The sequence below is a fragment of the Bacillus swezeyi genome, from assembly GCF_030908325.1.
Classification (GTDB): domain Bacteria; phylum Bacillota; class Bacilli; order Bacillales; family Bacillaceae; genus Bacillus; species Bacillus swezeyi.
Genome location: NZ_CP133085.1, coordinates 1419556 through 1432195, shown reverse-complemented (window position 1 = coordinate 1432195; position 12640 = coordinate 1419556). Strand labels below are relative to the sequence as shown.

Sequence of the window (12640 nt, the reverse complement as noted above, 5' to 3'; positions counted from 1 at the left end):
CATAGGGCCTGTGTGGATTATTTAAAAATGCCTGGCAGACTCCCGTCCTCTCCAAGCCATTTTTCAGCATTTTCCGCGAATTGTTCGAACTGTTTTCCAAACTGTTCCGCGGAGCGGTCAAATTGCTTTAATTCTGTCTCTTGCCCGTGCATGACCCACTCATGCCCGGCTTGTTGATGATGATGCTTCTCGTATATCGACTCGATCAGCTTCTCAAAAAGATTCATGCAGATTTTCCTCCTCACCAATGATGTATGCATGCGGAGGAAAAATGGAAACAAAAAAACCGGATCATTTCCGGCTTTTTTGAAAAATCATTGAGTTCTTCTCTTCTTGCCGCATCCGCAGCCTTTTTTCTTCACTTTTTTTGAGAAAGTGGACTGATTGTTACTGGAAGCATTTTTTAATCGGCCCTGCTGCCGTCTTTTCACATGTCTCATTGCCATTCCTTCCTTTCTCATTCTTATGTGCCATTATATGAATCTCCTTTTCATAAGTTGCTAGTGATAAACCCCCATTCAGTCCAGCCATTTTGACACGATCGTCTCAAGCATTCCGGCAAAGCCTGCGATTGCAAGCAGAAGGATCAGCCATTGGGCGACGTCCGGAATCAATGCGTAAAAGATCAGCAAAAAGGCCGTACACCACACCCCTGTGCACCAATAGCAGCTCAAAAGCTCACCGATCCAGGCTCTTACGCCTTTTCCTTTCATGACAATATAGGTTTCCATTTCTCCCGTTTTTTCATTTTTTTCTTCAATCTCCTCGTGAAAAAGGCTGCGCAGCGGGGCCGTGATCGTATCAAAAACAATCAGGCGCGTCAGCCGAAACACCGCAATCGACAATAAAATGAACAATAGCCAGCTTTGTATCACCGGGCTCCTCCTTTAAAAAAGTCTGCTTCCCAATATATGCCGTTTCAATAGTGAAGATGATTCACAAGCCCCTCCCCCTCATGCAAATTTGGGTGCTGAATTGTATGTTTTCCTCATTCCGCTAAGGAACCAGGCTGCATTTAATAAAGTGTGGATAAGAAAGGAGTGAAAGTTATGTCATTTCATGAAAATGCCGAAGCGCTATACGAGAAAACGTTCAATGAATTATCCCGGGAATTTGACCAGCTCATTGAAGTAATTGATTCGGAACATGTCACAGTAAACACAGCAAACATAACAGCCGCTCTCTCTTTACAAGCTATAGTGATCACATTGATTATCATGTCCGCGCAGCTTGCGATCGATGATCAGGATACGGCAGACATCGTCTCAGAACACGTTTTGGCCGTACACAGACTGCAAAATAGAAAAAGGACAATCATCCAAGTCATAGGCAGCCGAAATGTCACCATTACACTTTCTTCATTGGAAATCGTAGCTTCCGTCCAGATCTTAACCGAAGTGCTGATCGTGCTGTTAACAGAACTTGACATACTTTAAAACCTTCTTTCTTTCTAATATTTTTTAGAAAATGAGGTGAGAATTAATTGTCAGACAAAGAAAAACTAAAAGCAGATGTCAATCCATTAATGAATACGCTTGTGACGAATATCCTCAGAAAACACGGCGTCTCAAAAGATAGTGTACGGACGCTTTCTGAGGGAGAAAAAGAAAACATTTTAAAAATGCTCGAAGATTTGAAAGCACAATCTGAAGCCGTCATTCAAAAACAGCAAGAAAAACAGCACCAGTCTGAAGCATCCTCACAGTCTGAAGACAGGCCAAGGCGAAGAAGAAACCGTTCAAATAAAAATAAACTAAGAGAAAAGCTGAGACAGAGAAGGCAACAGGAGACTCCAGCTGATACTGAAGAAAAAAATGGGGATTTGGAGTAGGGTATCTGCCATATACAAGTTCAGGAGTTTCAACATTTAATAATAGTAAATGGAAGGAGGAAATCAAATGGAACCAAGACCATATTCATGGGTTGCGCTTGATCCTGAATGCGAGCATCCGGGAACTGAGCATTATCCAAGATTCCCTAAGAAACAGCTTTGTGATGATTACAGCTGCAAATGCGGCAAAGATGAGGCTTTTATTAATCAGGAGCTGGATCAGCTCAACCTTAACAAACAGCTTTCAGATGAAACGATCATCATCAAAGACTCTTGCGACATCAGAGTCTCTACTGAGGACACTCAAGTCGTTACATCTGTGCTGACATCAATTCAGACAGCGATTGTCACAGTTGTTCTGGCGATCATCGATGATGCTGATCTTGCAGAGCTTGTATCGCAAGACCTGCTTCAGGTAACAGCCAATAAACAAGCAAACCGCCAAAAACTCGTGATCGACAATTCCCGCGATGTAACAGTGACAACGGAAGATACAGATGTTGCGACATTGGTCAGCACAGCGGTCCAAACGCTTACAGTTGTCATCGCAACGCTTATTGTCGGCATCCTTTAATACAAAAAGCAGAGCCAGCCAGCTCTGCTTTTCTTCATTTTTATAGACGATTACCCACACCAACAAGGGCACGGATACATATGTTGTTAAAGACTAAAGTCAAATATCCTATACAAAGGAGCTGAAATCCATGAGCTGCGGAAAAAACCATGGCCGGCATGAAAATTGTGTATGCGAAGCAGTTGAGCAGATTATAAAAGAGCAGGATGCAGTCGAGGAAACAACAGCATGCTCGACGAGCTGCTTCGGCAACCTGCTGAGTCCGACTGTTTCCGGTAAAGACACGATTCCGTTCCTCTTGTACGACAAAAAAGGCGGTTTGTTTTCAACATTTGGAAATGTCGGCGGATTTTTAGATGATATGCAGTGTTTCGAATCTATTTTCTTCCGGGCAGAAAGTCTAGAAGATTGCTGTGCAACTCTTTCAATCCTGAGGCCTGTGGACATAAACGGCGACACGTTAAGTGTCTGCCACCCTTGTGACCCTGACTTTTTCGGGCTTGAAAAAACGGACTTTTGCATTGAGGTTGACTTGACTTGTTTCTGCGCGATTCAATGTCTGTCACCTGATCTAGTTGATCGCGCAGCAGACAAAAAACACCATCACAACGGTTAAAAGATGTTGGACTGCATCAAGCCGATTCGGCTAAAGGATGGCTTGGTGCACTCTTTCACGAAGGCTGCCGGCTCTCGGCAGCTCCTTTTACCAATAAAAACCCGGCCGTTTCGAAACGAAATTTAAAATCCTGATTTAGGAGGGATCATAACGTGACTAAAATTTCAGCCGACAATTGCGTTTGTGAAGCAGTCGAAAACATCCATGACCTGCAAAACGCCATCGAAGAGGAAGGCTGCCCGACAAGCTGTTTCAGCAATCTGCTGTCTCCTACCCGACATTTAGGGGATACCATTCCGTTTATTTTGTACACATCAAAGTCAAAGCCGTTTGTAGCGTTCGGAAATGTGGGAGAACTTCAAGCCGGTCCTTGCTTCAGCACCGTTTTTTTCAGAGTTGAAAACATCGACAACTGCTGCGCTACGCTGAGACTGTTGATCGCCTTTGATGAACACCGCCGCGTGCTCGATTTCACAGATGATAAAGATAAAATTTGTGATGTGTTCCGATTGGAAAAAACAAGCTTTTGTATTGAAGTGGATTTAGAATGCTTCTGTGCGATCGAATGTTTGAATCCGCAATTGATCAACCGCGCGCAATAAAAAGTCCCTGAACCGGGACTTTTTTTGTGCTGTTTAGCTTAAAAGCCGAGCGGGTGCAGCGAGGTAATGTTCTCGACCTTCAGCTCTGCCGGCGAGCCTTTGCTCGATGTCCGAACAAAAACGGAATCGCCTTTTTTTTCAACGATCGTGCCTCTGTATGTTTTTCCGCCCGCTTCAATCAGGCAAAGAGTTTTCGGCATATTTCCCGGCAGGCTTGTTAAAAAATCAATTTTTTCGGTTATTGACATTTTGCTGAGCGGCTTCTTAATCGGTTTTATCCCTTTTTCAGGTCTGTCCCCCACCTCGTTAAGCACCGCTTCAGCTCCGTCTTTCTCCTTGGACTGTTGCGCTTCTGAATGCTCTTCTTTTTGTTTTTCCTTTTTTTCGGGAGCATTTGGCTTTGATTTTTTCTTTCTTTTGATGACAATATCCTGCATGTTTACTTCTGCCGTATCATAGTCCGGCTGTACGATATACATGAGCGGCTTTTGCTCCGCGTCGCTTTTCTTATGAGACATCTTTATCCCTCCGATCTGTTCATGGTATATCTATATGACGGGAAAGGAAAAATCAGAAGAAAAGAAAAAGCAATCCTGATCGGATTGCTTTTTTAGTGAATCTTTTTATCGCGCGATGATATGATATCCTGAGTCAACATGCAGGTTTTCACCGGTCATGCCGCGGGAAAGGTCGCTGAATAAGAAGGTAGCTGTGTCGCCGACTTCTTCCGGTGTTGTCGTGCGGCGCAGCGGTGCCCGCTCTTCAATTTCTTTTAAGATTGAATTGAAGTCGCTGATCCCTTTAGCGGACAATGTCCGGATAGGACCCGCAGAAATGCTGTTGACGCGGATTCCATCTTTTCCGAGATCGCTCGCTAAATATTTGACGCTTGCATCAAGGGAGGCTTTCGCAACGCCCATGACATTATAGTTTGAAACGACGCGCTCTCCGCCAAGATACGTAAGCGTGACAATGCTTCCGCCTTCAGTCATGATGCCGCGCGCCGCTTTGGCGACCGCTGTCAGTGAATAAGAGCTGATATTGTGTGCGAGAAGAAAACCGTCGCGAGTCGTATTCAAATATTCACCTGTCAGGTCTTCTTTGTTGGCAAAAGCGATGCAGTGAGCAATTCCATGAATCACTTGGACTTCGTCTTTGATTTTGGCAAAGCATTCTTCAATCTCCTGATCATTTGTGACATCACAGGGCAGAACAAGTGAATCATTACGCTCCAAAGAATCAGCCAATTCCTTAACCGATTTTTCAAGCCGCTCTCCGGCATATGTAAAAATCAGCCTTGCTCCCGCATTGTGAAGGGAACGGGCAATTCCCCAAGCGATGCTTCGTTTATTTGCAACACCCATGACGACAATATTCCGGCCTTCAAGTGACAAATTCATATGTATAAATCCTCCTAATGATTAACATTTTATTAGTACCTGATCATAATATATACTATCACAATTTATATCAGGCTGACAATTTCCGAATGGATGAGCGCGTTTTTTTCTTCAATCAAAAACGGCAGGCGTTCTTTAAAACACACTGCCGTTTGCCATATCCTCTTATAGCGGCTACACCCGCAGACTGCCTTTGAAAGATTTTTTAAATGCAAAATGATTGGTCGGTCCGTGTCCAGCCCCGATATCCAGACTGTGTGCAACCGCTTCGTGAACGAACGCCTCAGCGACCTGGAAAGCTTCATGAATATCATTCCCTTTCGCTGTTTGCGCCGTGAGGGCGGCGGCAAATGTACAGCCTGTTCCATGCGTGTTTTTCGTCTCAATATAAGGGTTCGAGATTTCGATGAATGTTTCGCCGTCAAAGAGGAGATCGGTCACTTTTTCGTTTTCCGGCTGATGTCCGCCTTTGATAATCGAGTAGCGGACACCCATTTTACACAAATCCTGCGCAGCTTTTTTTCGGTCATCCATCGTCTTAAGGCTTCTTCCGGTCAGCACTTCCGCTTCCGGAATGTTCGGGGTCACCGCATATGCCAGCGGCAGAAGACGGCGTGTCAATTTTTCAACAGCCTCATCATTTAATAAAGAAGCTCCGCCTTTGGCTATCATGACTGGATCGACAATGACGTTTTCCAAATCGTATGCTGCTATTTTTTCAGCAATGACTTCTATCATCTCCGCACTCCAGAGCATTCCTGTCTTTATGGCATCAGGTCTTAAGTCTTCGGCAACTGCTTCGATCTGTTTGCCAAGCGTTTCAGGAGACAGCGGATAAACGCCGTGAACCCCTGTCGTGTTCTGCGCGGTAATCGCCGTCAAAGCAGTCATCCCAAACACTTCAAGCTCCTGAAATGTTTTAAGGTCGGCCTGGATGCCGGCTCCGCCGCCTGAATCAGATCCGGCGATCGTCAACGCTTTAAATATACTCATGTTGTCTGCACTCCCTTCGGCCTTTAGCCAATCCATCTGTGATATAACATTTTTGCCTTGTTCACATCGTTTGTTCCGTGGATGAAAGCACGGCCGTCCCGGAAAATGACGAATTTGAAGTCTTTTGATTGGCAGGATACCAAATAAGGATTACCCGTCACATCCAAGCCTGCATCTTTTAACCTGGCGGCCAGCTCTTGCAATTCCGGCGGCTCGCTGCCGGCCGGTCTGATCTGTACCGTTTCCCGGCCGCAAAGAACGGCGGCTTTTGTTTCATTTTCAGCTGAAAGAAACGGAAACTTTCGGGTGCCGCAAGTCGGGCAAGCTTGATTTTTAATAGCATCGGCCCGGACTTCAGACCTTTCATTTGTCCATATATCAAAGGAGCGGAGCATTCCTGATGTCTCATGTCCAGTCAGCAGCTTGAGGGCATCTGTTACTTGAAACGCGGCGACCTGCTGGACGATCGGACTGATCACACCGGCTGTGTCGCATGTCAGACTGCCTGCCGGCAGATGCCCCAAAAGACAATGAAGACAAGGTGTTTGATCCGGAATGACGGTATAGGTAATGCCATAGCTTGACACACACGCCCCGTACAGAAAAGGAATGCCCAATTTGACGGCTGCATCGTTTATGATCAGCCGGGTCTCAAAGTTATCTGTCGCATCGATGATCAGAGAGGCGCCTTCAGCAAGACTGAGCACTTTCTCGGCTGTTACATCAGTGACAATTCCTTTAACGCGGACAGAGCTGTTAATGAGGCGCAGCCTGTTTTCAGCAGCTGCCGCCTTTGGCAGGTGGTCTGCCACATCCTGCTCCGTATAGAGCTGCTGGCGCTGGAGATTGCTCCATTCCACATAATCTCTGTCTGCAATTGTAAGCGAGCCGATTCCTGCCCTCACCAGCATTTCGGCGCTTGCCGCCCCCAAAGCCCCGGCTCCGATGAGAAGCACATGAGCGCTGTGCAGTTTTTTCTGGCCGTCCGGTCCGATCGGTCTGAACAGCTCCTGCCTTGAATATCTGCCGGTCAAATTGTCAACTTCCCTTCTTCAGGACTGCTGGCGATGCCGTAATTTTTTTCAGGAATTCTTCCGGCCAGATATCCGAGCCTTCCCGCTTCAACGGCGAGCTTCATCGCCAGCGCCATTTTCACCGGATCTTTCGCACCGCTGACAGCGGTGTTCAAGAGTACCCCGTCAGCTCCCAATTCCATTGCATATGCCGCATCTTTAGGAGAACCGATGCCGGCGTCCACGATGACCGGGACTTGAGCCTGTTCGATGATAAAAGAAAGATTGAGCGGATTTGCGATTCCCTGACCTGAACCGATCGGAGAAGCCCCCGGCATAATCGCATGCACGCCAAGATCTTCAAGCTTTTTCGCCAGCACGACATCATCTGATGTATACGGCAGCACGATAAAGCCTTCTTCAAGCAAAGCTTCAGACGCCTTTAATGTTTCGACAGGGTCAGGCAGAAGCGAACGGTCACAGCCGATGACTTCTACTTTAATCATGTCGCAAAGGCCGGACGCTTTCGCAAGCCTGGCAATACGCACCGCTTCTTCAGCGGTTTTTGCGCCAGCCGTATTCGGCAGCAGCGTATAGCGGCTTAAATCAAGCTGTTCCAAAAAGTTAGGCTGTGACTCTTCAAAAATATTCATCCGTCTGACGGCAAAGGTCAAAATGTCTGACTCCGATACACGGACGGCTTCCTTTTGGATCTTAAATGACGGATATTTTCCTGTACCAAGCAAAAGTCTTGATGAAAATTGTTGATCAGCGATTTTAAACATGTTTATCCCCCTCCGACAAAATGAACGATTTCGATCACATCATTTTCTTCCAATTCGACTGTTTGATATTGATCTTTTCCAATAATCTGTCTGTTTCTTTCGACGACGACAACCCGGTTTTCCAGCTTGTAGGATGCGAGCAAATCATAAATCGTTCCACCGTCATCGTTCCATTCTATTTTCTTTCCGTTGAGCTGAATGTTCACCTGTTAACAGCCTCCTTTCGCTCCGCTTGAAACGCCTCTTCCCACGTTTTTTTAACGGGGCGGCCCAGAATCATGTCGGTGATCATCGCGCCGGTTGCAGGCGCCAGAAGAATGCCGTTTCTGAAGTGGCCGGCCGCAAACAAAATCCGGCCGTTTTCAGGATGCCTGCCGATATACGGATTGCCGTCTTCGGTTTCCGGCCTCAATCCGGCCCAGCATTGATCAATTTTCATTTTTTCGATCTCTGGCAGCATCGTTTTCGCCTTTTTGATGACGGCCTCGATTCCGCCGAGCTCAGGCTGCTCATTCCAGTCTCCCGGCTTCATCGTTGCCCCGACAACAAGCTTCCCGCTATGGCGGGGAACAATATAGCAATGATCATGATACAGCGTCCGGGTTAAAGGAATGCCCTCATTCCAAACAGACAGGCACTCGCCTTTTACAGGATAAAATCTTTTATTTAAGCCGAGCTGTTTGAAGAAAACGCCGCTCCATACACCGCTTGCAATCACCGCGTGCTCGGCTTCCACCTCTCCTGAAGCCGTTTTGACCGTGACTGCGCCTGGCCCGGTTTCGATCGAAGTGACAGGAGTGTATTCAAAAATATCGGCGCCCGACAGTTTGGCTCCCTTGGCAAACGCCCTGCAAACAGAAACGGGTTCGACTTGAACATCATCTTGGATGAAGTTTGCGCCGAGTATCCCTTTTGCCGCATAAGGCTCTTTCTCATATACCTCTCCGGGCGTCAGCCATTCCGCAGAATCCAATACAGCCATCTGCATGAGGCGCTCCCGGTCGCTTTCAGAAAAAGCGAGCTTTAAAATTCCGCCGTCGCGTCTTCTGATGTCAATGCCGCTTATCTGTTTTAATTCAGCTTCCAGCCGCTGATATGCCTTTTGGCTGGCTCTGGCAAATTCAAAAAATGTTCCGGGTTTATCGCATTCGGCATGGGCGCCGAGCATGCCCGCTGCCGCCCTGGTCGCTTTTTGTCCGATTTCTCCGCTTTCAAAAACAGCCGTTTTGATTCCTGCCTTTGCAAGATGGTAAGCAATCGAAGCGCCAATGATGCCTCCTCCGACCACAACGGTCTCATAACGCTTTTTCATATGAATCTCCCTTTACGTAACAGGCAAACCGCGCCGCTGCTTCAGCCGGATGGTCGCTTGAAATGATCCCTGACATGACGGCGATGCCGTCAGGGTTTGCCGTCTGCACCTCAGGCAGCCGCTTTTCGGTGATTCCCCCGATCGCAATGACTGGAATATGGACAGCCGCTTTAACATCAGCCAGGCAGCCGATCCCTCTTCCTGTCCGGCCTTTTTTGCTGTCCGTTTCAAAAATATGGCCAAACAACACGTAATCTGCACCTTCTTTTTCAGCCTGAACCGCTTCTTGAACGGAGTGCACGGATTTGCCAATTTTCAAGTGAGGAAAACGACTTCTCACACACTTGACAGAAAAGCTGTGAGAAGGCAGCTGAACGCGGTGTATATTGTAAAACAAAGCGATATCCACCCTGTCATTGATGATAAGCTTCCGTTTATCGACCCCGCCGATGAGCAGGCGGCTGATTAAATCTGATATGTCGCTGACGTTTTTTGACCGTTCTCTGATATGGATAAAATCGACTATATCCTTGATTGAAATGATTTTCGCAGCAAGCTCTTCCTGAGAGTGCCTGTCATTGGTGATCACGTGAATGCGCAAGCTGTTCCACCCCGCTTTTTGACCAGCCTTCCTGCCGGTGGGCCATATTCCAAAATTGATACTCATAATAGCTTGAGATCACGAAGTTTTTCTTCATTTTCGCGCGGGTTTCAGCAGTGCTTTTTTCAGCCAGCTCATCAAAACGATCAATCTGTTCAGTCACAAGCTCTTTAAACCAGTCTCCACCGTATGTGGCAATCCATTCTTGATAAACCCCGTTCTCAGGTATGCATGTTTGCAAAGTTTCTCCGACTTCATAATAAAGCCAATAGCAAGGAAGCAAAGCAGCGAGAATTTCTGCAAAATTGCCGCTCATCACGGAACGGTACATGTGGGAAGTATAGGCATAAGCCGTAGGCGACGGCTGAAACGCTTCAATTTCTTCTTCTGTAATCCCCAATAAATCCGTGAACTTCCTATGGAGAGACAGCTCTGCTTCATAAGTGCCCTTTGCATGTTCTGCCATCCGGCTTGTCGTATACAGATCATCTGCATATGCCGCAGCAAAGGATTGAACCTTGGCAAAATGGGTCAAGTAGTAGGAATCCTGCAGAACATAGTATTTAAAACAGTCAACAGGCAAAGAGCCGTCACCGATTCCTTTAATAAATGGATGGACAAAACTGCCTTCCCACCATTCTGCAGCGCTTTTTCGGCATTCTTCTGAAAATTTCATATCGAGGCTCCTCCTTTAATTCTGAAAATGAAAAAACCACTTTCCCCGCAGGAAAAGTGGTTTGGAATTTGCATATATACATAATCAAATACCTTGCCACTTCCCTACGCAGGTATGAACCTGTTCAGGTTATGAGGGTCTAAAAGTCACACTTTTATCTCAGCCCTTATCAAGGACTCCCCTAGTGGAAAACATTTCTTTTTCATTCAGTTATACTTTTATCTTAACACGAAATAGAAAATGGTCAAGCATCAGTCTTCAAGCGTTTTTTTCAGTTCTGTGATATATCCGCGCGAACCGGTGGCGATCAGCCTGTCACCCATTTGCAGCCTTGTATCTCCATGAGGCACAAGGCTGTCGATGCCTCGGAAAATCCGTACAAAAATGACATCCCCGGTAAAAGGAAACTCCCTTAACAGCACACCGTCAAACCGTTCGTTGTTCATGTTGATCTGGTACAATGATGCATCCTGGTTGGTCAGCAATTTCATGACGCCAGGCGCCTCAATAAGTGCGCGAAGCAATGTTTTCGTTGACAGCAGAATGGAGATTGTATCGATTCCGTTTTCTTTTAATTCAGCTTCGGCTTTAGGCGAATCTGCGCTGGCGATAATTCTGTCGACCTTTTGCTCCTTTGCAAAAAGGGCAATCCCGGTGTTTCGCTCTTCATTTCCTGTCGCCACGACAAGAATATCCGTTTCAAAAACGTTAAACGATTGAAGTGTGCTATATTCATAATCCGGCAGCATTTCCACATCAAAAACGGAATCAGCCAGCTTTTCTTCTTTCTTTTCCTGATGCACATGCAGAATTCTGACATGATATTCTTCAGAAGAGAGCTCAAGCGTGACCGGCAGCGTCATTTGATTGGCGCCGATAAAGCTGATCGTCTTTTTCTCTGTTTCGCTTTCCGCTTTCGGCATCAATTTTTTAAAGCCGATCGGTGTAATGATACATGTGATCACAGCCACCAAAATCAGCGCTCCAGACATTTGCGCATCGATAACGCCAATGCGTTCACCGATCGTTGTCGCAGCAATGACAAGGGACAGCGTCGATGTCAGGAGAAAACCTGAAGCCAGGACCGTTTTTGTGTCATACCATTTTTTCAAAAGCAATGCGGGAAGAACCTTGCTTATTAATAACGCAACAAACAGCAGCGGAATCATGATTAAAATTTTCGGATTCTCAAAAAGCGACCAAATATCCAATTTGACCCCCGTCATGACAAAAAAGATCGGGATCAAAAATCCATAGCCGAACGAATCAAGCTGCTGAACAAGCTCTTTGTTCGGAGAAAGAAGCGATACGAGCACCCCGGCTAAAAATGCGCCGAGAATGTTTTCCGCGCCGAGCGACTCCGAGAGTGCGACCAGTACAATGATCAAAGTAAAAATCGCCCTTGTGCCGATTTGAATCGTCCCTTTTGACATCACTTCGACAAAAGACCGCTTTTTAAAGATTCTCCCGAAAAGATACAGAACGACGCCTGCGGCAAATAATATGATCAACAGCCACATATTGCTGTTTTCATCACCATAGATTGATGCGAACACCGCCAGCAGAATCATCGTCGCAAGATCGGCAATCACCGCTACAAGCAAAATAACCTGGCCGATATTTGTCTTCATGAGCCGCTCTTCCTTCAAAGTCGGAACGACCACGCCGAGGGAAATGGTGGAAATAATCAGCGTCATTAAAAAGGCGTTGTCGATAAAGCCGGCCAGCACGAAGCTGTATGATAGCCCGAGCGACAAAATAAAAATTCCGATAAATATGATGGCAGCCGTTTTAAATGTATTCGGCGCCGCTTTTCCGTTTGGAAGCAGCTGCTTTTTCTTTCCTTTTTCAAATGCGGAAAAATCAATTTCAAGTCCGCTTAAAAACATTAGAAATATAAATCCAAGCATCGATAATGTTTCCAGCCATGTATCGTGGGCTGTTACAAGGTTTAATCCGCTTTTTCCGATGATAAGACCCATGATGATTTCCGCGACGACAACAGGTATACTGAGCCTAAATCGATGCAGCAAAATGGGAGTCAAAAATGCAAAAATGAGTACGACGACTAAAGATGAAACAGATGTATGCTCCATAAACTGGTACCTCCTCAAAACCGGTTTCCGGGTATAATTAGCGTTCCCTTTTTTAACATAAAAAAGGTCCATATTTTAGAAATTCATGTGAGAAAAGAGATGCAAACCTTCCTTTTTTCACAGGTGTAAAAATCGATTTTA

The 12640-nt window shown here is 46.1% G+C and carries 17 protein-coding genes and 1 riboswitch; of the genes, 5 read left to right on the top strand and 12 right to left on the bottom strand.

The genetic code is table 11. The annotated features are described in order from the left end of the window. Positions 1–17: 17 nt before the first annotated feature. On the bottom strand, positions 18–227 hold the full coding sequence (locus RBH91_RS06885; protein WP_076762621.1) for a hypothetical protein: 210 nt from the start codon (positions 225–227) through the stop codon (positions 18–20). Between the two features lie 291 nt (positions 228–518). Beyond that, entirely contained in the window at positions 519–875 is a 357-nt protein-coding gene (locus RBH91_RS06880) for a DUF1360 domain-containing protein (protein WP_307893922.1), read from the bottom strand. Between the two features lie 174 nt (positions 876–1049). On the opposite strand from RBH91_RS06880, the gene RBH91_RS06875 reads away from it, so the two are divergent. The 5 genes from RBH91_RS06875 to RBH91_RS06855 all read left to right on the top strand — a co-directional run bounded on the left by RBH91_RS06875 (position 1050) and on the right by RBH91_RS06855 (position 3623). Next, complete coding sequence (locus RBH91_RS06875) at positions 1050–1436, top strand: spore coat protein (RefSeq protein WP_076762623.1); 387 nt, start codon at positions 1050–1052, stop codon at positions 1434–1436. A 47-nt stretch (positions 1437–1483) separates the two neighbouring features. Beyond that, positions 1484–1831 (top strand): spore coat protein, encoded by a 348-nt coding sequence (locus tag RBH91_RS06870; protein ID WP_076762624.1) that lies wholly within the window; start codon positions 1484–1486, stop codon positions 1829–1831. Positions 1832–1898: 67 nt separating this feature from the next. Next, a complete protein-coding gene (locus tag RBH91_RS06865) occupies positions 1899–2405 on the top strand; it encodes a spore coat protein (protein ID WP_076762625.1) in 507 nt (168 codons plus the stop codon). Positions 2406–2535: 130 nt separating this feature from the next. Next, complete coding sequence (locus tag RBH91_RS06860) at positions 2536–3021, top strand: CotY/CotZ family spore coat protein (protein ID WP_076762626.1); 486 nt, start codon at positions 2536–2538, stop codon at positions 3019–3021. Between the two features lie 152 nt (positions 3022–3173). Continuing rightward, on the top strand, positions 3174–3623 hold the full coding sequence (locus RBH91_RS06855; RefSeq protein ID WP_307893921.1) for a CotY/CotZ family spore coat protein: 450 nt from the start codon (positions 3174–3176) through the stop codon (positions 3621–3623). A 38-nt stretch (positions 3624–3661) separates the two neighbouring features. Here RBH91_RS06855 and RBH91_RS06850 read toward each other — a convergent pair whose 3' ends face one another. From RBH91_RS06850 to RBH91_RS06805, 10 genes are all read right to left on the bottom strand, one after another. Then, complete coding sequence (locus RBH91_RS06850; RefSeq protein ID WP_076762628.1) at positions 3662–4141, bottom strand: CotO family spore coat protein; 480 nt, start codon at positions 4139–4141, stop codon at positions 3662–3664. Positions 4142–4246: 105 nt separating this feature from the next. After that, complete coding sequence (gene fabI, locus RBH91_RS06845) at positions 4247–5023, bottom strand: enoyl-ACP reductase FabI (protein ID WP_307893920.1); 777 nt, start codon at positions 5021–5023, stop codon at positions 4247–4249. A gap of 174 nt (positions 5024–5197) precedes the next feature. Beyond that, a complete protein-coding gene (gene thiD / locus RBH91_RS06840) occupies positions 5198–6016 on the bottom strand; it encodes a bifunctional hydroxymethylpyrimidine kinase/phosphomethylpyrimidine kinase (RefSeq protein ID WP_307893919.1) in 819 nt (272 codons plus the stop codon). A 23-nt stretch (positions 6017–6039) separates the two neighbouring features. After that, positions 6040–7050 (bottom strand): thiazole biosynthesis adenylyltransferase ThiF, encoded by a 1011-nt coding sequence (locus RBH91_RS06835; protein WP_307893918.1) that lies wholly within the window; start codon positions 7048–7050, stop codon positions 6040–6042. Continuing rightward, a complete protein-coding gene (locus tag RBH91_RS06830) occupies positions 7047–7814 on the bottom strand; it encodes a thiazole synthase (protein WP_404802481.1) in 768 nt (255 codons plus the stop codon). Before RBH91_RS06830 ends, RBH91_RS06835 begins: the two co-directional genes overlap by 4 nt. Positions 7815–7816: 2 nt before the next feature. Continuing rightward, positions 7817–8020, bottom strand: coding sequence for a sulfur carrier protein ThiS (gene thiS / locus RBH91_RS06825; protein ID WP_307893917.1), 204 nt, complete (start codon positions 8018–8020; stop codon positions 7817–7819). Then, a complete protein-coding gene (gene thiO / locus RBH91_RS06820) occupies positions 8017–9126 on the bottom strand; it encodes a glycine oxidase ThiO (protein ID WP_307893916.1) in 1110 nt (369 codons plus the stop codon). The genes thiS and thiO overlap by 4 nt, the downstream gene beginning before the upstream one ends. After that, a complete protein-coding gene (tenI, locus tag RBH91_RS06815) occupies positions 9110–9727 on the bottom strand; it encodes a thiazole tautomerase TenI (RefSeq protein WP_307893915.1) in 618 nt (205 codons plus the stop codon). The genes thiO and tenI overlap by 17 nt, the downstream gene beginning before the upstream one ends. Beyond that, positions 9702–10403 carry a thiaminase II gene (tenA, locus tag RBH91_RS06810; protein ID WP_307893914.1) on the bottom strand — a complete coding sequence of 234 codons (702 nt, stop codon included), beginning with the start codon at positions 10401–10403 and terminating at the stop codon, positions 9702–9704. The genes tenI and tenA overlap by 26 nt, the downstream gene beginning before the upstream one ends. A gap of 84 nt (positions 10404–10487) precedes the next feature. Further along, positions 10488–10596: riboswitch (TPP riboswitch) on the bottom strand. 58 nt (positions 10597–10654) lie between these two features. Then, entirely contained in the window at positions 10655–12499 is a 1845-nt protein-coding gene (locus RBH91_RS06805) for a monovalent cation:proton antiporter family protein (protein ID WP_307893913.1), read from the bottom strand. Positions 12500–12640: the final 141 nt, after the last annotated feature.

Excerpts from the sequence above, each read along its gene's own strand:
- fabI (WP_307893920.1), bottom strand. The coding sequence starts at position 5,023 with ATGAATTTGTCACTTGAAGGCCGGAATATTGTCGTCATGGGTGTTGCA.
- RBH91_RS06850 (WP_076762628.1), bottom strand. The coding sequence starts at position 4,141 with ATGTCTCATAAGAAAAGCGACGCGGAGCAAAAGCCGCTCATGTATATC.
- RBH91_RS06875 (WP_076762623.1), top strand. The coding sequence starts at position 1,050 with ATGTCATTTCATGAAAATGCCGAAGCGCTATACGAGAAAACGTTCAAT.
- thiD (WP_307893919.1), bottom strand. The coding sequence starts at position 6,016 with ATGAGTATATTTAAAGCGTTGACGATCGCCGGATCTGATTCAGGCGGC.
- RBH91_RS06860 (WP_076762626.1), top strand. The coding sequence starts at position 2,536 with ATGAGCTGCGGAAAAAACCATGGCCGGCATGAAAATTGTGTATGCGAA.
- tenA (WP_307893914.1), bottom strand. The coding sequence starts at position 10,403 with ATGAAATTTTCAGAAGAATGCCGAAAAAGCGCTGCAGAATGGTGGGAA.
- RBH91_RS06865 (WP_076762625.1), top strand. The coding sequence starts at position 1,899 with ATGGAACCAAGACCATATTCATGGGTTGCGCTTGATCCTGAATGCGAG.
- thiO (WP_307893916.1), bottom strand. The coding sequence starts at position 9,126 with ATGAAAAAGCGTTATGAGACCGTTGTGGTCGGAGGAGGCATCATTGGC.
- RBH91_RS06830 (WP_404802481.1), bottom strand. The coding sequence starts at position 7,814 with ATGTTTAAAATCGCTGATCAACAATTTTCATCAAGACTTTTGCTTGGT.
- RBH91_RS06885 (WP_076762621.1), bottom strand. The coding sequence starts at position 227 with ATGAATCTTTTTGAGAAGCTGATCGAGTCGATATACGAGAAGCATCAT.
- RBH91_RS06805 (WP_307893913.1), bottom strand. The coding sequence starts at position 12,499 with ATGGAGCATACATCTGTTTCATCTTTAGTCGTCGTACTCATTTTTGCA.